This is a genomic window from Aeromonas sp. sia0103 (genome assembly GCF_963895295.1).
Lineage (GTDB): Bacteria > Pseudomonadota > Gammaproteobacteria > Enterobacterales > Aeromonadaceae > Aeromonas > Aeromonas encheleia.
The window spans coordinates 229101-246474 of sequence record NZ_CAWQKG010000055.1; the positions used below are offsets into that span (position 1 = coordinate 229101).

The window sequence follows — 17374 nt, forward strand, 5'->3', positions numbered from 1 at the left end:
GACCCCTTTGTTTTGAGCCGAGTAGCAGATGACCCTTTCCCCCGAGCCCCTCTTCGATCGCAAGGCGTTTCTGAACGCGGTGACGCACCAGCATATCGACGTCTGTCGCCGGAGCCATCATGACCTCTCCTGAACCTTTCTTCGACAGCAAGGCGTTTCTGAACGCGGTGACGCATCAGAGCGGCGTCTATCGCATGTATGATCAGGGCGGCACCTGCATCTACGTGGGCAAGGCCAAGGATCTCAAGAAGCGGCTCGCCTCCTATTTTCGCACCAACGTCGACAGCATCAAGACCCGCACCCTAGTGCGCCAGATCGCCGATATCCAGCTGACGGTGACCCACACCGAGACCGAGGCGCTGATCCTCGAGCACAATCTCATCAAGCAGTACCAGCCGCGCTACAACGTGCTGCTGCGGGACGACAAGTCCTACCCCTGGATCATCATCACCGCCCATCGGCATCCCCGCATCGGCGTTCACCGCGGTGCCCGCAAGGTGAAGGGGGAGTACTTCGGTCCTTATCCTTCCGGCGGCGCCGTGCGCGCGAGCCTGCACCTGATGCAGAAGATCTTCCCGGTGCGCCAGTGCGAGGATGCGGTCTACGCCAACCGCAGCCGCCCCTGCCTGCTCTATCAGCTCAAGCGCTGCGCCGGACCCTGCGTGGCCGGGCTGGTGAGCGAGGCGGAGTATGCCCAGCAGGTGGAGCTGGCCAAGCTGTTCCTGGCGGGCAAGAACCAGCAGGTGATAGGGGAGCTGGTGGGCAAGATGGAGTCCGCCAGCGGCGATCTGCGCTTCGAGGAGGCGGCCCGCTACCGGGATCAGATCCAGGCGCTGCGGCGGGTGACCGAGCAGCAGTCGGTGAGCGGCAACGTGCTCGACGAGCTGGATGTGGTCGGCGTCGCCTTCGATCAGGGGGCGGCCTGCATCCATGTGCTGTTCATTCGCCAGGGCAAGGTGCTCGGCTCGCGCAGCTATTTCCCCAAGGTGCCGGCGGATACGCCGCCCGAGGAGGTGGTGCAATCCTTCCTGCTGCAGTTCTACCTGTCGGGACAGGGGGGCAGGCAGATCCCGAGCGAGGTGCTGCTGGACGTGGCACTGGAAGACGAGGCGGTGATCGCCGAGACCCTGAGCCAGACCGCGGGCTACAAGGTCCGGGTGCAGAGCCGCACTCGTAGTGAACGAGCACGCTTTATCCGGCTCGCCACCATCAATGCCGAGACGGCGCTGCGCTCGCGCCTCGCCCACAAGAGCACCACCCAGGCCCGCTTCAGCCAGCTGGAGGAGCTGCTGGAGCTGGAGGCCCCCATCGCCCGCATGGAATGTTTCGACATCTCCCACACCATGGGGGAGCGCACCGTGGCCTCCTGCGTGGTGTTCAACCGGGAGGGGCCGCTCTCGTCGGAATACCGCCGCTTCAACATAGACGGCATCACCGGCGGCGATGACTACGCCGCCATGGAGCAGGCACTGGAGCGCCGCTTCGGCAAGCTGCAGGAGCCGGACAAGGTGCCGGACGTGCTGTTTATCGACGGCGGCCTCGGTCAGTTGCGCCGTGCCGAGGAGATCCTGACTCGCCAGCTGGAGTTTCTCGGCGGCAAGTACCCGCTGCTGGTGGGCATCGCCAAGGGGGTGACCCGCAAGGCGGGGCTGGAGACCCTGATCCTGGGAGATAGCCATGAAGAGCTGCACTTGCCGGCAGATATGCCAGCTTTGCACCTTATCCAGCACATTCGCGACGAATCTCACCGTTTTGCCATCACCGGTCACCGTGCCCGGCGGGCCAAGGCGCGCACCACCAGTACCCTGGAAGATATTCCCGGGGTGGGGCCCAAGCGCCGGCAGGCCCTGCTCAAGTATCTGGGCGGGTTGCAGGAGGTGAAGAAGGCAGGGGTGGACGAGCTCGCCAAGGTGCCCGGCATCAGCCAGGAGCTGGCCCAGTCCATTCATGATGCGCTGCACTCGCTCTAGCGCCGTCGAGCGGGGGTAAACTCACCTTTCCGACGTACAAGGGCCGTGACGCAGGGGGCCCGCCAATGCCATAATGGTCCCATCCTGAGGTTATTGATGGATTCATAGACCAAGGCGGGCACCGACCCGGTTGCATCTGCGATCGGCTTGGGGCTACCATGTAGCGGCATACAAGAAGTGGCTGAAAAATAATGACAAATATTCCTAACCTGCTGACGTTTTTTCGGATTTTGCTCATCCCCGTCTTCGTCATCCTGTTCTATCTTCCCTATCAGTGGTCCTACATGGCGGCCGCCATCGTCTTTATCGTGGCGGCGGCGACCGACTGGTTTGATGGCTATCTCGCCCGCAAGCTGAACCAGTCCACCGCTTTTGGCGCCTTCCTCGATCCGGTCGCCGACAAGATCATGGTCGCCGCCGCCCTGGTGGTCATAGTCGAACACTACAACACCATCTGGGTCACCATCCCCGCCATGACCATGATCGGCCGCGAGATCATCATCTCCGCCCTGCGCGAGTGGATGGCCGAGCTCGGCAAGCGCTCCTCGGTGGCGGTCAGCTGGATCGGCAAATGGAAGACCATGATCCAGATGGTGTCGCTCACTGGCCTCATCTGGCAATATGACATCTGGATGGTGTGGCTCGCCTACGTGTTGCTCTACGTGGCGACAGTGCTCACCTTCTGGTCCATGTTCCAGTACATGAAGGCCGCCTGGGGAGATCTGACCTACCACTCCCGCTTCTAGTCTGCCGGCAGGCAAACCGCCGTTTCCCTGCCGTTGGGGCCGGGAAACGGCCATGAGCGGTAAAAGTGTGGGATAAGGGCAAAAAACACCCGAACGATCAGAGTATTAAATGTTTTTGGTTGACTGGACGAGGAACATCGCTAGAATGCGTCCTCGTAGTCAGGCAATCAGCCAGACCGATGCGGGAATAGCTCAGTTGGTAGAGCACGACCTTGCCAAGGTCGGGGTCGCGAGTTCGAGTCTCGTTTCCCGCTCCAAATTCAGACAATCGAGAGCCAACTCTCTTTTGCATGGCGCGTTAGCAAAGCGGTTATGCAGCGGATTGCAAATCCGTTTAGTCCGGTTCGACTCCGGAACGTGCCTCCATATTGACAAGCCCGCCACGCGGGCTTGATACCGATTGCGGTGCCCGAGTGGTGAAATCGGTAGACACAAGGGATTTAAAATCCCTCGACGTTCGCGTCGTGCCGGTTCGATTCCGGCCTCGGGCACCATTAAAATCAAAGACTTACGAAGGCCACTAGCGATAGTGGCCTTTTTTGTTTTTGGCCAAATGGCGACAGAGTGGCGACAGCGCTTTTGATGATGAAACCGCAATCGTGTACTGGGTGCTGAATGCATCTTTCTTGTATGATGCCGTTCTGTTTGATTGCGTATTTCATGCGGCGCCATTCCCTGGCCATGTTCCAGTGCGTTGTCAGACAGAAAGAGAAGGGCCCCACATGGTGGGGCCCTTCTCGCATTCGAAATTCACTCCGGTAGTTCTTCCAGTTTCACTTCCAGCTGCAGGCGGTTGGTGTAGCCCTGATTGGTGAGGTCGTGCACCACCTGGGTGAGCAACCAAGGGGCGACGTCGATGTCGGGTTTGAAGCCACTGACGGTGGCGGGCTGCTCCGGGTAGAGTTCGGGGCGGCCGATGGCCAGGTTGATCTCGAACTCGGCCACTCCGCGCTGCAGCCGCTCCCACTCCGCCCGAGCCGCCCGTTTGGCATTGCCCTCGTTGGCGTACACATGGCGCAGATATTTGACGTTGTCACTGTCGCCGACCAGCAACTCGTGCTGCGCCTTATCCACCTTGATGCCGGGCTCCGGCGCCTTCTGTTTGCGTTTGACCGCGATCTGTTTCTTCTCGCCCGCTTGGGTGTCTTGCCAATAGGCCACCACGCCGGTGTAGGCATTGCGGTCTGCGACCGAAAAGCGATGCCGATCCCCATCTTGGCGAGTCAGTTGAATGGCTGGCAGGGGCTGACCGCTGGCGGTCGTGGTCTGGCCCGCCTTGATGAACAGCAGGCGGCCGGATTTGACCGTCGCAATGGCATCGAGCTGGTCGGCCAAGCGGGTGAGGAAGGCCAGATCGCTCTCGTTGGTCTGGTCGATATGGTCGATGAGCTGACCCTTGAGCGATCCTCCCACGCAGGGGGTGAGGCTGTAGCGGGTGGCCAGCTGACTGACGATGCTGTCGACGGTCACATCGTGCCAACTGCGCTCGCGCAGCTTGTTCATGTCACCACGCAGGTCTGCCGACTTGCCCCGGATGGTGAGCACGTCCGGCGCGCCACCGTGCTCCACCTCGTCGATGGTGTAGGTGCCCTTGTCCACCAGGGCACTGCCCTGCCAGCCAATCAGGGCTTGCAGATTCGCCCCTCGCCGCGGCAAGGCCAGCTTGCCGTCGGTGTCATCGAGGGAGAGCTCTATGGTGTCAACCTCGAAACCCCGGTTGTCAGCAAGGGAGAGGCTGATTAGGCGGGGGCGAATGGCGGCGGAAATATCCTGACCATCGACCAGGATCTGGTAAGCCGGGGCGCGATGCTGGTTCATGTCACCACCCGGCCATAGAGACTACCCAGCGTGCGCCCGGTCAGCTTCTGGCCGACCGTCGCTATCTCGTCATCCACCCGTTTGAGTTTGAGGGTGAACTCAATGCGCCGTGCTGCGCCATCGCGGAAGAACTCCGAGCGGGTCACGCTGGTCCCTTCAATGACAAACCAGCCGCGCATCACCCCATCGCCCTGCAGCAGCGGAAACGCTTCCCCGGTATCGGCCATGGAGTGCAGCAAATCGAGGCTGACCGGGCCGCCGGTCACCTCTGGATAGAGTGAGCCCGACAGGGTGCTGGTCTCATCGTCGCGGCCGGTGAACTGGTAGGCCGGGGCGGTGCCGATACGGGCATTGCCCGGGTGGCGCCAGCCGCGCTCATCCTGCTGTGATTGGGGGGCAAAGGTTCGGCGCTCAAACACGAACCACCCCAGGGTCATCATCATGGTGGGTTCCTCTTACTGGTTATCGCGGGTGGAGGCGTTCTGTTTCCGGCTCTGCTCCCGGTTGAGGCGCTCCATCTCGAGGCGCACCTCGCGGGCGACATCGACGCCCGATTGCCCCGGTTGCTGGTAAACAGTGATGGGGGCATGCACCACGCTGCTGGTCTGGCTGGCGGTCGGCTTGAGTGCCGGTGGCTGGTAGAGGCTTGGCCCGTAGCCACTGCTGCCGGCGCTGGCAGGGCCACTGCCGGCGTTGCCGGTGACGTAGCCGCTCGGCTGAGAGGGCAGGTCGAGCCTGGGCCCCTTCACCTTCTCCAGCACGCCGAAGGCCTCCAGCACCCACGTCAGCCCGCTGAGCAGCGTCTTGAGCGGGGTCAGGGCGGCATTGAATGCCCAACCCAGAATCTCGCCCACGAAGCGGCCGGCAGAGGAGACCGCGTCGAGCGTCTCCTTGGTAAAGCCCAGCGGCTCGAGCAGATTAGTGAAGGCGTTGCCGATGCCGTTGACCAGGGGCGCGAACGGCTTGAAGGCATCGAACACCGGCTGCAGGCCAGCCAGGATCCCCTCGAACAGGCCCGAGAAGAACGCCTTGATGGGCTCCCAAAACTTGATGATGGCGATACCTGCCGCCACGAACAGGGCGAGCGGCCCCAGCAGGGCGCCGACTGCACCAAAGAGCCCGCCGAAGGTGATCCCCAAGGTCGTCAGGGTCAGCCTCAGCATGGCCAGGGGGCCGAGCAAGGCGGCGAGGATCAGGGACAGACCGCCAAAGGCGGCCGTGACCAGGGCGATGACGCCGGCCATCTTCATCAGGGTGTTGGCGAGCTCGGGGTTGTCTTTTGCCCATTGGCCAAGGCGCTCTGACAGGTCGGTTACCCAGGTGGTGAGCGCCTTGATTTCAGGGGCGATAGCCTCACCGACATTGACCATGGCGTTGGTGAAGGTACCGGTGGCGGCGTCCCAGAGGTTACCCAGGGTGCCGAGCTGAGCGTTGACCCGCAGTTGCAACGAGGCCTGCGCCGCCATCTTCCGCTGCACCTCGTCATAGCCGGCCTTGCCCTTGTCGATGAGCAGGTTAAGCACCTGCAGGGTTTGGGCATCGTCGCCATAGATGCCCTTGAGCACCGCCAACCGCTGTTCGGTGCTGAGGGCCTTGAGCTTGGCCAACTGGGCAAACAGGTTATCGAGCCCGGCAAACTCGCCCTTGCCGTCGGTGAAGTTCAGCGACAGCCCGGTGCCCTGGGTCACCTTGGCGACTTGGCCGCTATTCATGCTCATCTGAAACACTTTGCGGTAGGCGTTGCCCGCCGATTCGCCCGCCATGGCAGCCTGATCGGCCATCACCACCAGGGGCGCCAGGGCCTTGGTCGCGGCCAACCCATCCATCCGCAATATGCCGAGGGCGGGGGACAGGTTGCTGAAGGCCTGCTGCATGTTGTTGCTGTCCATGCCGAGGTAGCTCATGCGCTGGATGGTATCCATCAGCCCCAGCATGTCGCCCTCGGTGGTGCGGGTCGCGTCTTGCAGCTTGGCGGCAAACTGGGCCGCCTGGTCAAAGGGCATTTTCAGTTGCACGCCGAGCAAGGCGCTCGCTTCACCCAATCCACCCAGCACCGCCTTGGCGGACATGCCCTGCTGGATCAGCGTGCTCATCATGAGCTGAAACTCGGCGGTGGTACCGGGGAGCCGATTACCCAGCCGGGTGGCCAGGGCCGAGATTTCGTCAAACTCTTTTCCGGTCTTGCCGTTGGCCCCCATCATGGTGACGCGCAGCTCGGTGATGGCCGCTTCGGCCTTGGCATAAGCGCTGATCGGGGCGAGCGCGGTCGCCCCCACCGTCATGCCGGTAGCGATGTTGCTGACCCCCGAGGCAGCGAGGTTGCCGCGCAGCGCCTGGGTCTTCTGGTATCCCGCCCGTGCCTCGGCCAGCTTGCGCTGCTGACGGGTCACGGCATCGAGCTGTTCGCGCTGGTGCTTGAGCTGGTCATTGGCGGCCGCCAGGTCGGTCTTGAGTCGGCGCTGATGGTCAGAGAGGGCCTTGGTGTCGATGCCCGTCTGGCGCAGGGCTTGCCCCATGTCGCCGTGGCTGCGGACCATGTCCTGCTGCTTGGTGGTGAGGTTGCCGAGGGCCTTCTGCGCCTTGTTGTACTCGTTGACCATCATCCGGGTGGGCGCGGTGCTGGCCTCGATGGCTTGCTTGATGCCGTCGAATTTAGCCTGGGCATCCTTGAGCTGGGCGTTGGTCACCCCTATCTGGGCGCCGAGCTTCTTGTAGCCATCAATCTGGGCCGATTGTTGCTCCAGATCACGCACGCTCTTCTTGGTGGCAGCGAGGTCTTTGGCGGTGAGGGTGCTTTGCCGGCTGATGGCCTTGAGGGGGGCGGTCAGTTTGTCGACCGCCCCCAGCATGATCTGCAGCTTGAGTTGTTGGCTCATTCAGGGGCCCCGTGCAGGCGATTGTGACGTTCAACCAGGCGCTGATGCCAGGCGATGAACTCATCGAGTGCCATGGCCGCCATCTCGGACGGCGGCCAGTGCACCAGGATGGCGATGTCGGCCATCAGGTCGTCTATGCAGGCAGGAAGGCCACCTCCGGCTTGATGAAAAAACCGATGATGACCATCCCGGCTTGCAGCAGGTCAGCCGGATCCAGGTTCCCCACTTCCTGCTCGGTCAGGCTGGGGGTGGACACGCGGGGGATGAACTTGATGAGGGCATCGACGTTGAGGTTGAGCAGCTCGACGGTATTGATGCCGCGCAGCTGCGCCACCTTGGCGGGTTTGGTCAGGGTGAGCTCGGTGTAAACCTGCTCGCCGCGCTGGATGGGGGTGGTCAGGGTGATGCTGGGCTGTTCCATGGTGTTGTCTCTGAAAAAGGGGCGGCTGGGCCGCCCGTGGAGGAAGGGTTACAGACCGAGCGCCTTGCGATGCTCGGCCATGCGGTCAACACCATCGGGACCGATGTCGATCATGTTGATGATGTCGATTTCGCACAGCACCTGGCCGTCGACGATTTCCTTGTAGTAGGTGTTGACCATGGAAATTTTTGCCTGGGTGTTGTCGCCGGTCTTGAGGGTGCCGCGGTCGATCTCCTTGAAGCGGCCACGGCAGTGGATCTCCACCGCCGAGACTTCGGCGGTGTCGTCCCGTTGCAGCGAGCCACAGAAGCGCACCACGGTGCCGTCTGCCTTGGGCTCGCCCATGCAGCGCAGCAACTCGTCGCCGTAGCCGCCGAAGGTGAATTCGACATCGAGGGCGCCGTCATCGAGGCCCATGTCGACGTTGACGGCGCCGGGCATGCCGCCGCCCCGGTAAGCCTCGAACTTGCGGGTCAGCTTGGCCGGGGTGAACTCTTCGGCGACGCCTATCCAGTTGTCGCCGTTGAGAAATTGATTCAGATGCTTGAGTTTGCGTGGCATGGCCATGTGGGGTTCTCCTTAGGCGGCCGGGGCGAGGCTGACCAGGTAGCGGTCGGTGATGCGTTGCTGCAGGGTGAGGTCTTCCAGAGGCGGTACCGGGGTGTAGTCGTAATCGACGTAGAGCTTGCCCGCTTTGAGGCTGTCGGCCGGGTTAGATTCGCTGCTGTACCAGCAGTCAAAGCCGAGCAGGTAGCCTTGAGTGACCAGCTGACGGCCCTTGGCCTTGATGCCTTCGACGATGTCGGTCACCAAGGAGGGGGTCATCGGTTTGTCGACGGCCCACATGTGCGCCTCGGCCATGGTGTCGGCCAGGATCTGGGCGGTGCGGGTGTAGTTCTCGAACAGGAACAACGGATCGTCGGAACAGGTGTGTGAGCCCCAGAAGCGGAAGCCGTCCTGCTGGATGAGGCAGGTCACATCGGCGGCGTTGAGCAGGCCGGCGTCGGTGTCCGGGTCTTGCAAGTCCCAGAACACCTTCTTGGTCAGGCCTTCCACGCCGCTGACGGCGACGTTGGAGAGGGTCTTGTGCCAGCCCACCTCCTTGTCGATCAGGGCGCGCAGCGCCATGGCTTTGGTTACGGAGCTGGCCGGGGCCGAGGCGTTGGTGGCGGTGTCCCACTTCTCGAAGTCGCCGAAGATCACCATCACCTCGCGCTCGGCAAAGTTGGTCCGGTAGGCGGTGGCATCGGTCGGGAGGTTGCAGCCATAGGCGGAGACGTAGGCGAAGGCACGCAGCCCTTTGGCCACGCTGGCCAGCTCGGTGGCCACCTGCAGATTGTCATATTCGGGAACGCCGAGGATGCGCGGTGAGACGCCCACATAGGCCTTGGCCCGCTTGAGGGCTTTGAGGCCGGTATAGGTGCCATCAGGTGTCACGGTGCCGATGATGTTGGAGGTGGTGTCCGCAGGCGTGTCGCCCTCGGCGACGCGCACCACGATGGTGAAGGTGTTAACGGTATCGGCGATCAGCTGCAGGTTGCGCGCCAGGTTGCCGGTGGTGCCCGCCTTGGCGACGGCGGCCTGCACGTCGGTGAGCAGCACCGGGGTGTTGAGTGGAAAGGCCGTTTCATCGGCATCATCTGCGACGCAGACCATGCCGATCACCGCGGTGGCGATGGTAGTGATGGTACGGGTGCCGTCGTTGATCTCGACGACTCGTACGCCGTGATGGGACATGGAATGCTCCTGTCTAAGGGGGGATACGGATGACTTGGGCAGGATGCGGAGCGAGGCAGGGGATGGCGAGTGCTGGCGGGTGTGTACTGGGCTGGCACACCCAGCCTATGAAAAACAACACCCCGCATGTAGCGGGGTGGGCGGTGTTACTCGATTGGTTTGATGCTTTCTGTCATTGAGGTTGTTGTGGCCACAGCTCCTTTGCTGGCACCTCCTCCATGTAGCTCATTGCACTCAGTTGCAGGTAGTAATCATGCCAACGCGCCGCGTTCATGAGGTCATTCTTGGATTGGTAGTCACGCAGGACCGCATAGGTAATGCGGATGGTGTCCATCAGTTCGGTGCGGGTGTTCACAGCGACCACCACATCAGAAGGCACCACCTCCCAGTTATCAGCCAGCACATCATTGGCCGTGAACAGGATGGGTAGCTCCACACTCCCCAGCGCTGCCGTGGACACCCCCCTGAGGTAGGGATATTCACCGGTGACCAGCTCGATGTATGCCACCCCGGACACTTCTGGGCGGACGATCTTGCCACCCGCTTTCAACTCACCCATTGCATCTTCAAATTTCATACATTCCCTTAGTAGTAGAGGCCCCAGATAGCGGTAAATTCTTTGTTGATTGAAAGGGTGAGTGTCACGCCGTCAAACGATGAGTTCAGTACTCCGTCATAGTCGCGGTCTGCATTTTCCCCGCCTCGGTTTACGAAGCAAACAGACGAGTCAGTGACGTGTGCGGTCAGCCAAACAGGGCGGGTCCTTAATATCGCGACAACGTGGTAGATGGATTTACCCGCCATGTTGACAGCAAGCGAAGCCGCTCCGGCGCCACTGCCTGGATTCACACGAGCGACCTGAGCCATGGTGTGGGTGTGATTTGAGACCTGTCCGTCCACATAGTCTTTACGGGTCAAGGCGTCGGGGGTTGTCCCCTGAGCCGCCGAGGTCCTTACCGAGGTGAGCGTTAGCACCCGGTCCTGGGCCGAGAATGAGAACACCTGAGGGCCGCCGGTATTGTCCTCCTGCAGGCGGATCCCGTACCCGTCAGCAACTATCCAGTAATCTTTGGTGGTATCTGACTCTCTGAACACAAGGCTCGGGCTAGAACCTTGCAGCACTAGGGGATCACCGGCATGAGAGTCGACCGTCTTCCCGTTGGCCGGCAGGGCGCCCACCTCGGCCGCCGTCGGCGGAGAGTTCTTGCCATACACCCGCCCCTGGAGAAGGGAGTAGAAGCCAGAGCCGGCGTCCAGGGAGGCCAGCAACAGGGTTTTCGTGCCCGCGCCCACGTGCGGGGTGGGGGACGGCGTGAACGTTGATGTGCCATAGACCACCGAGGTCCCAGTCTCGGGCGGCGGCAGCGTATCGCGGTACTCAATGGTCACCGGGAACGCCGCACCATCCACGTAGAAGGCGACGGCACCCGCGCTCTCAGAGGGGACGGTCATACAGCTCAACGAGATCTCGCCAGGCTCGTATTGGAAGAACTCGCCAGAGTATTTAGAGCCCCGGTCAGACCATCCGCCCGCGCCAATCGTGCCAGCAAAGCTGCTGCAGTTCATCGGTAGGCTAGAGCCACCGGATGCCGTATGGATGGTGACGGGCGTCCCGCTTGACCCGACGTCAAGGTAGACGAGGACCGGATACCAGGTTCCGGTCACGGCCCCCGCCGGGGCCTGGATCACGATCTGAGCCATGGCATGTTTTGCGGCCAACGTCTCGTCCAACCCATTTACGTCTCCAATCTCATGCTGGTGAACCACCTCGGCCTTCTCATCCAGCGCCTCTTGCAACCACAGCACGTCGTCAATCTCGTGCTCATGTTCCAGCGGTGCCGCGCCAGCCTCCTGCGGAGTGTGGCTGTGTACCTTTCGCGCAAAGGTGATACTCGCGGTTTGAGGGGTCACCGCACTGGTGTGGTCAGTGCCCTCGTCCACCATGGCCTGGGTGGCCAGCGGGATCATGCCCTGGGCGCCTTCGGTTGCCGCCGGGTGGTCACGACTGGCGGCGTGCTCGGCCAGCTTGGCATCGACATAAGCCCGACTGGCCATCACGGTGTCCGGGTTGATGATGAGCTCCACGGCCGCGGTGTCGCTCACGATCAAGATCATGCGGGTCAGCAGCGAGCGGCCCGCCCCTTCGGCAAGCACCGGCTTGTAGGAATCAGGGGTGTTGCACACCGCAAACAGCTCACCCGACTCGGCGAACAGGCCCAGCTCGCGGATCCAGAACCCCCCGACGGTTTCGGCCATGACCATCTCGGCCACAATCTGGTTGGGGGCGCTGGGGTCGACAAACAGCTGGTTGAGGGGGGCCCGGTGCACCTCGTTGACCAGTTCGGTCATCTCTGCGAGCGGGGTGACGGGTTGGCCGCCGCCGTCTCCTGCCGCCATGGCGGTGAGCGGCAGTGGCGTTCCGCTGGCAATGGCGGCTGCCAACAGGGCCTGCCCCTGGTCAGTCAGGATGCCGTAGTAGATGGGCGCCGCCTCGGTGACTGCGGGAGCGGTTGCCCGCGGCTGGGGCTGGATGCTGTGCAGGTTCTGGATCATATCTCGGTTCGCAGTGGCTGGATGGTCAGCTCTTCGCCCTGGTGACAGGCGGCGGCAGTGTAAAACTGCCCGACGGACTCCAGGTTGATGGTGAGGTGGGTCATGTGGCGCGAGACTGGCTTGGCGTCGTTGAGCTGACGCTCCAGCTCCTGGTAGAGCGTCTCGTCGATACCGACGTCGGTCACGCTGACATCGACGGAGAACGTCCCCGGCTCGGTGGCCTGTTGCCACCACATGGTGATCTGGTTGAGCTTGAAAGTAGGCTCGATGGCCCGACGAATGGCGCCGACGGTGCCCTTGCGGCGGTGCACAAAGTAGCTGTTGCCGATGGCCTGGCGCTTCTTGTCATCGCTCCAGGCCTCGTCCCAGTGGTCGACCGACCAGCTGGCTGCCAGGTGGGGGAGCAGGTGCGCCGGGGCCGAGGCCGGCAGCCACAGGTCGCGCAGTGCTACCGGCAGTTGCACCGCCTGGGCGGTGACTTGCTCCAGGTTGCGCTCGAGCGGCGTGGTATTGGGGGGCAGCAGGGTCATCATGGCGCTCGCTCAACGTTCCAGCCCTCGCACCAGCCCGCCTGCTGCTGGGTGGGGACGATGTCGACCCAGTCGATGAGATCGACCCGGCGCACACCGGGCACATGCAGCACGGCATCGACCGCGGAGCGTGGCACCTCGACACCAAGGCGCAGGCGCGGGTTGACCCACGCGGCCAGTCGGTCGCGGGCGGTCTTCAGGATCAGCTCCGCTTCGGCATCGGTGGCGTCGATGGTGAGCCGCGCATCGATGAGATAGGGCAGGATCTCGGCCGATTGCACCGTCACCCGGTCAGCGCAGGGGGTGACATCCTCGCCGCTGAATGCCGCCTCGACGATGGCCAACAGCTCGGCTGAGGCGCTGCCATCGCCCTCACTACTGAGCACGGTCACCGTCACGCAGGCCGGCGTGGGTGACACGGCCTTGGCATCGCTAACCCGGCCGTCGGCCGAGCGGGCAAAGTACTCATACGCCTGCTCGGGGCCCGCCACGCTCAGACCATCCCACGCCAGCAGGGCTCGCTCGCGCAGGGCCTCGTCGCTCTCCATGATGGTCGGCACAGGGGGTGTGGCGGTCTCGTCGCCCTCCTGAATGACCAGGCGAAACACATCCCAGTTCGCCACCAGGTTGTCGAGGTCAGCCCCCGTTGACCAGGGCAACATGCAGGCCAGGGCGGCGTTGTTGATGCGCTGGCGCAGCAGCATCTCCAGATAGGCATTCTCCTGCAGCGTCTTGGTGATGGGCTCGGACTCCAGCGCCAGGGTGGCGGCAACAGCGGCCTGCTGCTCGGGTGGATAGAGCGCGATGAAGGCATCCTTGCGCTGGGTGAAGAGGACCTCGAAATCGAGGGACTCGATGATCTCGGGTGGGGGGAGCTGCGAGAGCATGACGGCGCTCATGGGGCTTTGATTCCTGTTGGGAGGGTCAGGGAGCCGTGCTCGGTCAGACCGTTGTCAGCGCGGCTCCAGGTCAGGGTGATAACGAGGGCCCCCTGCAGCCCCTGGGGGCCGACTTCGACGCGGCGGATCTTGATGCGCGGCTCCCAGCGGGTCAGGGCATCGACGATGGCGGCCATCAGCCGCAGCCGGGTGGCGGCGTGCTGGGGCTGGTCGATGAGGTAGAACAGCTCGCTGCCGTAGTGGCGGCGCATCAGGCGCGAGCCGACCGGGGTGGCGAGGATGTCGCGCACCGACTGGATGATGTGGTCGGTTTCACTCAAGGTGCGGCCGGTGGCGGCGCTCATGCCCTGCCAGCTCATTGCGGTCCCCCGGTGCTGCCCTGGCCATTCTCTACCCCGCCGTGGCTATGGCTGCCAAAGGCGATGCCACCGATGGTGGCCGAGGACGCGGTCAGCTCGGTGCCCACCGTCACCCCCTGGCTGCACTCGATGCCGCCGCCCACTTTCAGGTCCTGGGTGCACTCGGTGAGCGGGGTATCGAGGGTGACACTGACCGAGGCGGTGAGGCGGGCACTCTTGATCCCGCTGGCGTGCAGCTCACCGGTGCTCGGGCGGTACGCCAGCACGGCGCCGTCCGGGTATTCGATGAGGTCGAGATCGGGGTCCTCGTCTTCGGGCAGCGGTTCGCTCATCTGTGCCTGGTTGATGGCGGGCAGCACGTAGGCGTTGCGCAGATCGCCCGAGACACTGAGCAGCAGCACCTGCTCGCCCAGGGTCGGGCGCTGGCGGACACGGGTATTCCCAGCGCGGGGCACCAGATAGGGTCGCCAGTTGGTTTCGAGCTCGCCGGTCTTGACTCGACATTGCCCCGAGCGCACCGCGGTGACGGTGCCGACGCGGAGCAGGTTGTCGATCAGGCGTTGCAGTTCAATGAGAGTTGGTCGCATGGCCCATTGTTTTGGGCGAGGGCTGCAAAGGCGAGCTGCGGCGGGTGTGCCGGGCGCTGGCACACCCGGCGAATGAGAAAACCGTCGTAATGACGCGGTCCAGGTACCTTACTTGAGCAGCGCCTCGATCAGGATGGCCTCGGCTTCCTTGGCATCCTCTGGGGTGATGGCGAGCAGCTGGCGCTCCGGGTAGCGCACCGGGTCGGCCTTGGGGTGTGGCTTGTCCTTGTCGCCGAAGTGGTGCACGGCGGCAACCTGATCGGCCACGCCGGCAAAGTAGATGCTGGCCTCGGCTTTGGTCAGTTTGGCCTTGAGCCAACGGGCCTTGATGAGGCCCTTGAACATCTTCTGCTGGCTTGGTCGGGTCAGCACCTTGCTCTTGTCGATGCTGATGGTGCGAATGACGCGGGATTTGAGGAAGGTTCGCACCGCGCCCCGATAGCGGTCGTACCCCGTGTATTTTCTGCCAAGGTTGCGATAGTTCTTGAGGTTACGGATCGCCTTGTGACCGCTCGCGGTCTTGTACAAGAACGAGATATGCGCGTTGCCCTGCTGCGGTGCTTTTCGCTCGCGCATCTTCTGGCCGGAGGGGGTGAGGTTGCGCTTGATGCGCGCCTGGTTGCGATCCCGGATCAGATCGTTCATCGCGCGCAGCGAGTGCTGCATCGCCCTTTCATTGCCCATCGCGGCAAAGCGGTCTGCCAATCGTTCCAGATCGGCTATCAGGTCATCGTGATTAGTGCTGGCGGCCATGGCACGTCCTCCCCGTTGAAGTTGTAATCCCACTCCATCCCCGCATAGGGGTCTTCTGGCGGCTCAGGCAGGTGCTCGCAGCACAACCCCGCCTCGGTGGTCCAGACCTTGACCCGCTCGGTCAGCGGGATGGTGATCTCGATGTCATAGAGGTCATTGGCCGAGATCTCGACCTCAAAGCGCAGACCGTCAGCACGCTTGTTGCTGTTGGTCATCAGTTCGGGTTGCTGTCGCCGGATCCACGCCAGCAGGGGGATGACCAGTGCATCCGGGTGGTGGGGGTAGTCGATGACGATGACCCGGGCGTCGTACTGATATTCGAACGAGAGGGAGGTGGCGCCGGTGGCCACCGCCTTGCCCTTGTCGGCGAACACCAGCAACCGATCCGGATTCTGGCGCAGATCGGGGTTGGTGAGGTTGATGGCGGCCCGCAGTTCGGCCAGCTTGTTCATGGCGCCTCCTGCTGATGGATAGCGCCGTGATGGCGATTGGCCGGGGCTTCCGTCATGGCGGGCAAATGCGGTCGGCGTCGGGGGAGCAGGTGATAGACCGAGCCGCGGCTCTTGAGCAGGGCACAGAGCAAGAAGACAGCCAGCACGACGTTGGAAGGGTCAGGAACCGGCAGACCGCCAACCAGCAAGCGCAGCGGGACCGAGCCCGCGGCCACGCAGAGTACCCATGCCAGCCAGGCGGGCAGGGCGCGATACTCGCCGCCGCGGCGGTCAAACAGTATCACCCGCAGGAAAATGGCGAGGCAGATCAAGGTATAAACGCAGGTGTAGATGGCCACGCCGATGGGGGCATCCTGGAGCAGGATCATGGTCCCTCCCGTCGATTGAGCAGGATGTTTAAGAGCCGCCCGGGCTCGGCCCGGATGAGGGGTTGCAGCAGGCGCACCATCATCGCCGACGAGAGCAGCGCGCCGATCTCCTTGCTGGAGGTGACACTGCCCGGCAGTGCGAGGGTCAGCAGCTGGCTGACCAGGTTGGCCAGCAACAGGCCGCCGATAAACGAGGCGATAAACAGGGCGAGTTTGCGCAGCCTGTCCAGTTCATCCGCGGTGGCGGCAAACACCACGGCGCCAGCAAAGGCGCCGAGTACCGTGGCAGGATCGACGCCGGGTAAGTTGAACAGCAACACCAACCCGGTGAGAGTGCCGGTGGCGGCGCCGGTTGAGATAGGGTCAGCCATCAGGCACTCCTTGGGTAATGGTGTTCGGCCAGGCTCTGGCAGTCGATGCAGCGCTCGCATCCCCTGACCGCCTCACGGCGGGCCTGGGGGATGGGTTCGTCGCAGTCGATGCAGAAATGGGGGCCGGTACCACTGATGCGGGCGGCATGGATGCCGGCGTCTATCGTCAGTTGGCGCAGTTGTTCGAGGCGGTCGAGTTCATCGTCGAGACGGCTCATGGTGTCAGTCCCATAGTTGGATTAGGGGGGCCTCGGCCTTGGTCGGGGCGTCTGGCAGGGTGATCAGGGTGCCGATGGGCAGAAGAGGGTCCAGCTCGGCCAGGGCCGGATTGAGTTGCAACACCTGTTCGGTGATGCCTGCGGTGTAGCCGTAGTGGTGGAACAGGATGAGGTCGAGGGTGTCGCCCTGCTTGGCCCTGATCTGCATCAGATGAGTTCCACCGTGAGGTGGCCGGTACCTAGGATGTCCCGGATAGCGAAACGGGCATCGCGGTACATGTCCGCCGCGGTGGTGTCGCGGGCCTCGGTGTCCTTGACCGCGTCACCGGTGGCCGAGCTGTCGAGATAGCGCTCGTACAGGTTGCCGCGTGCCATAGCGTAAACCGCCCGGCGGTAACGGTGCACCAGCACGGACTCCTGGTTGATTGACTCGGCGGGCACGGACATCAGGCTGGGGTAGCCGGCGGCCATCTGGTACTGGCTCCAGAGGGCGAGATCCCCGTTGACGCTGGCCACTGCGTCGATCACCGCATGACGTAGCCGATCGGTCGTGATGGTGCCGTCGGTGCGCATGGTGCTGCGAAAATCCTCCAGCTCGATCACCGGCCAAAAGTCACCGCTGATGACCTTGCCTTCGTTCGGGGGGATGGGGTTGGTGGGGATAAACCCCTTTGTCTGTATCTGCAATGGGCCTCCGAATGGGCGGTGGTCGGGCC

The 17374-nt window shown here is 63.1% G+C and carries 22 protein-coding genes and 3 tRNA genes; 5 read left to right on the forward strand and 20 right to left on the reverse strand.

Going from position 1 to position 17374, the window contains the following annotated elements:
- Positions 1-119 precede the first annotated feature (119 nt).
- The 5 genes from uvrC (at position 120) to AACW18_RS17035 (ending at position 3210) form a co-directional block, all read left to right on the forward strand.
- The gene (uvrC, locus tag AACW18_RS17015) at positions 120-1970 is read left to right on the forward strand and encodes an excinuclease ABC subunit UvrC (protein ID WP_218389307.1); all 1851 of its coding nucleotides are present in this window, start codon (positions 120-122) and stop codon (positions 1968-1970) included.
- 191 nt (positions 1971-2161) lie between these two features.
- Positions 2162-2716, forward strand: coding sequence for a CDP-diacylglycerol--glycerol-3-phosphate 3-phosphatidyltransferase (pgsA, locus tag AACW18_RS17020; protein ID WP_042654593.1), 555 nt, complete (start codon positions 2162-2164; stop codon positions 2714-2716).
- Positions 2717-2897: 181 nt separating this feature from the next.
- Positions 2898-2973 (forward strand) — tRNA-Gly (locus AACW18_RS17025).
- A gap of 35 nt (positions 2974-3008) precedes the next feature.
- A tRNA-Cys gene (locus AACW18_RS17030) sits at positions 3009-3082 on the forward strand.
- Positions 3083-3123: 41 nt separating this feature from the next.
- Positions 3124-3210: transfer RNA gene (locus tag AACW18_RS17035), tRNA-Leu, on the forward strand.
- A 256-nt stretch (positions 3211-3466) separates the two neighbouring features.
- On the opposite strand, the gene AACW18_RS17040 is transcribed toward AACW18_RS17035, so the two are convergent.
- From AACW18_RS17040 to AACW18_RS17135, 20 genes are all read right to left on the reverse strand, one after another.
- Positions 3467-4534, reverse strand: coding sequence for a phage late control D family protein (locus AACW18_RS17040; RefSeq protein WP_218389308.1), 1068 nt, complete (start codon positions 4532-4534; stop codon positions 3467-3469).
- Positions 4531-4977, reverse strand: a complete 447-nt coding sequence (locus tag AACW18_RS17045) for a phage tail protein (RefSeq protein WP_218389309.1) — start codon at positions 4975-4977, stop codon at positions 4531-4533. The genes AACW18_RS17040 and AACW18_RS17045 overlap by 4 nt, the downstream gene beginning before the upstream one ends.
- Before the next feature lie 12 nt (positions 4978-4989).
- Positions 4990-7410: a phage tail tape measure protein gene (locus AACW18_RS17050; RefSeq protein ID WP_218389310.1), complete on the reverse strand. Its 2421-nt coding sequence runs from the start codon at positions 7408-7410 to the stop codon at positions 4990-4992.
- Positions 7407-7535 (reverse strand): GpE family phage tail protein, encoded by a 129-nt coding sequence (locus AACW18_RS17055; RefSeq protein WP_218389311.1) that lies wholly within the window; start codon positions 7533-7535, stop codon positions 7407-7409. Before AACW18_RS17055 ends, AACW18_RS17050 begins: the two co-directional genes overlap by 4 nt.
- An 8-nt stretch (positions 7536-7543) precedes the next feature.
- Positions 7544-7831, reverse strand: coding sequence for a phage tail assembly protein (locus tag AACW18_RS17060; protein ID WP_218389312.1), 288 nt, complete (start codon positions 7829-7831; stop codon positions 7544-7546).
- A 48-nt stretch (positions 7832-7879) separates the two neighbouring features.
- The gene (locus AACW18_RS17065; RefSeq protein WP_218389313.1) at positions 7880-8398 is read right to left on the reverse strand and encodes a phage major tail tube protein; all 519 of its coding nucleotides are present in this window, start codon (positions 8396-8398) and stop codon (positions 7880-7882) included.
- A gap of 12 nt (positions 8399-8410) precedes the next feature.
- Positions 8411-9568 (reverse strand): phage tail sheath protein, encoded by a 1158-nt coding sequence (locus AACW18_RS17070; RefSeq protein ID WP_218389314.1) that lies wholly within the window; start codon positions 9566-9568, stop codon positions 8411-8413.
- Positions 9569-9740: 172 nt separating this feature from the next.
- A complete protein-coding gene (locus AACW18_RS17075; protein WP_218389315.1) occupies positions 9741-10145 on the reverse strand; it encodes a DUF2829 domain-containing protein in 405 nt (134 codons plus the stop codon).
- Between the two features lie 8 nt (positions 10146-10153).
- The gene (locus AACW18_RS17080) at positions 10154-12121 is read right to left on the reverse strand and encodes a phage tail-collar fiber domain-containing protein (protein ID WP_218389316.1); all 1968 of its coding nucleotides are present in this window, start codon (positions 12119-12121) and stop codon (positions 10154-10156) included.
- Positions 12118-12654 (reverse strand): phage tail protein I, encoded by a 537-nt coding sequence (locus tag AACW18_RS17085; protein WP_339381568.1) that lies wholly within the window; start codon positions 12652-12654, stop codon positions 12118-12120. The genes AACW18_RS17080 and AACW18_RS17085 overlap by 4 nt, the downstream gene beginning before the upstream one ends.
- Positions 12651-13550 (reverse strand): baseplate J/gp47 family protein, encoded by a 900-nt coding sequence (locus tag AACW18_RS17090; protein WP_218389318.1) that lies wholly within the window; start codon positions 13548-13550, stop codon positions 12651-12653. Before AACW18_RS17090 ends, AACW18_RS17085 begins: the two co-directional genes overlap by 4 nt.
- The gene (locus tag AACW18_RS17095) at positions 13547-13909 is read right to left on the reverse strand and encodes a GPW/gp25 family protein (RefSeq protein ID WP_218389319.1); all 363 of its coding nucleotides are present in this window, start codon (positions 13907-13909) and stop codon (positions 13547-13549) included. The genes AACW18_RS17090 and AACW18_RS17095 overlap by 4 nt, the downstream gene beginning before the upstream one ends.
- Positions 13906-14496 (reverse strand): phage baseplate assembly protein V, encoded by a 591-nt coding sequence (locus AACW18_RS17100; RefSeq protein WP_218389320.1) that lies wholly within the window; start codon positions 14494-14496, stop codon positions 13906-13908. Before AACW18_RS17100 ends, AACW18_RS17095 begins: the two co-directional genes overlap by 4 nt.
- A 108-nt stretch (positions 14497-14604) precedes the next feature.
- Positions 14605-15249, reverse strand: coding sequence for a phage virion morphogenesis protein (locus AACW18_RS17105; RefSeq protein WP_218389321.1), 645 nt, complete (start codon positions 15247-15249; stop codon positions 14605-14607).
- The gene (locus AACW18_RS17110; protein ID WP_218389322.1) at positions 15219-15701 is read right to left on the reverse strand and encodes a phage tail protein; all 483 of its coding nucleotides are present in this window, start codon (positions 15699-15701) and stop codon (positions 15219-15221) included. Before AACW18_RS17110 ends, AACW18_RS17105 begins: the two co-directional genes overlap by 31 nt.
- Positions 15698-16069, reverse strand: a complete 372-nt coding sequence (locus tag AACW18_RS17115; protein ID WP_256351922.1) for a phage holin family protein — start codon at positions 16067-16069, stop codon at positions 15698-15700. Before AACW18_RS17115 ends, AACW18_RS17110 begins: the two co-directional genes overlap by 4 nt.
- On the reverse strand, positions 16066-16440 hold the full coding sequence (locus AACW18_RS17120; RefSeq protein ID WP_218389323.1) for a putative holin: 375 nt from the start codon (positions 16438-16440) through the stop codon (positions 16066-16068). Before AACW18_RS17120 ends, AACW18_RS17115 begins: the two co-directional genes overlap by 4 nt.
- Positions 16440-16658 (reverse strand): TraR/DksA C4-type zinc finger protein, encoded by a 219-nt coding sequence (locus tag AACW18_RS17125; protein WP_218389324.1) that lies wholly within the window; start codon positions 16656-16658, stop codon positions 16440-16442. The genes AACW18_RS17120 and AACW18_RS17125 overlap by 1 nt, the downstream gene beginning before the upstream one ends.
- 4 nt (positions 16659-16662) lie before the next feature.
- Positions 16663-16866 carry a tail protein X gene (locus tag AACW18_RS17130; protein ID WP_218328236.1) on the reverse strand — a complete coding sequence of 68 codons (204 nt, stop codon included), beginning with the start codon at positions 16864-16866 and terminating at the stop codon, positions 16663-16665.
- Entirely contained in the window at positions 16866-17345 is a 480-nt protein-coding gene (locus tag AACW18_RS17135) for a head completion/stabilization protein (RefSeq protein WP_256351923.1), read from the reverse strand. The genes AACW18_RS17130 and AACW18_RS17135 overlap by 1 nt, the downstream gene beginning before the upstream one ends.
- Positions 17346-17374: the final 29 nt, after the last annotated feature.

Coding starts and splice junctions, on each gene's coding strand:
- uvrC (WP_218389307.1), top strand. CDS start 120: ATGACCTCTCCTGAACCTTTCTTCGACAGCAAGGCGTTTCTGAACGCG.
- pgsA (WP_042654593.1), top strand. CDS start 2,162: ATGACAAATATTCCTAACCTGCTGACGTTTTTTCGGATTTTGCTCATC.
- AACW18_RS17040 (WP_218389308.1), bottom strand. CDS start 4,534: ATGAACCAGCATCGCGCCCCGGCTTACCAGATCCTGGTCGATGGTCAG.
- AACW18_RS17045 (WP_218389309.1), bottom strand. CDS start 4,977: ATGATGATGACCCTGGGGTGGTTCGTGTTTGAGCGCCGAACCTTTGCC.
- AACW18_RS17050 (WP_218389310.1), bottom strand. CDS start 7,410: ATGAGCCAACAACTCAAGCTGCAGATCATGCTGGGGGCGGTCGACAAA.
- AACW18_RS17055 (WP_218389311.1), bottom strand. CDS start 7,535: ATGGCCGACATCGCCATCCTGGTGCACTGGCCGCCGTCCGAGATGGCG.
- AACW18_RS17060 (WP_218389312.1), bottom strand. CDS start 7,831: ATGGAACAGCCCAGCATCACCCTGACCACCCCCATCCAGCGCGGCGAG.
- AACW18_RS17065 (WP_218389313.1), bottom strand. CDS start 8,398: ATGGCCATGCCACGCAAACTCAAGCATCTGAATCAATTTCTCAACGGC.
- AACW18_RS17070 (WP_218389314.1), bottom strand. CDS start 9,568: ATGTCCCATCACGGCGTACGAGTCGTCGAGATCAACGACGGCACCCGT.
- AACW18_RS17075 (WP_218389315.1), bottom strand. CDS start 10,145: ATGAAATTTGAAGATGCAATGGGTGAGTTGAAAGCGGGTGGCAAGATC.
- AACW18_RS17080 (WP_218389316.1), bottom strand. CDS start 12,121: ATGATCCAGAACCTGCACAGCATCCAGCCCCAGCCGCGGGCAACCGCT.
- AACW18_RS17085 (WP_339381568.1), bottom strand. CDS start 12,654: ATGATGACCCTGCTGCCCCCCAATACCACGCCGCTCGAGCGCAACCTG.
- AACW18_RS17090 (WP_218389318.1), bottom strand. CDS start 13,550: ATGAGCGCCGTCATGCTCTCGCAGCTCCCCCCACCCGAGATCATCGAG.
- AACW18_RS17095 (WP_218389319.1), bottom strand. CDS start 13,909: ATGAGCTGGCAGGGCATGAGCGCCGCCACCGGCCGCACCTTGAGTGAA.
- AACW18_RS17100 (WP_218389320.1), bottom strand. CDS start 14,496: ATGCGACCAACTCTCATTGAACTGCAACGCCTGATCGACAACCTGCTC.
- AACW18_RS17105 (WP_218389321.1), bottom strand. CDS start 15,249: ATGGCCGCCAGCACTAATCACGATGACCTGATAGCCGATCTGGAACGA.
- AACW18_RS17110 (WP_218389322.1), bottom strand. CDS start 15,701: ATGAACAAGCTGGCCGAACTGCGGGCCGCCATCAACCTCACCAACCCC.
- AACW18_RS17115 (WP_256351922.1), bottom strand. CDS start 16,069: ATGATCCTGCTCCAGGATGCCCCCATCGGCGTGGCCATCTACACCTGC.
- AACW18_RS17120 (WP_218389323.1), bottom strand. CDS start 16,440: ATGGCTGACCCTATCTCAACCGGCGCCGCCACCGGCACTCTCACCGGG.
- AACW18_RS17125 (WP_218389324.1), bottom strand. CDS start 16,658: ATGAGCCGTCTCGACGATGAACTCGACCGCCTCGAACAACTGCGCCAA.
- AACW18_RS17130 (WP_218328236.1), bottom strand. CDS start 16,866: ATGCAGATCAGGGCCAAGCAGGGCGACACCCTCGACCTCATCCTGTTC.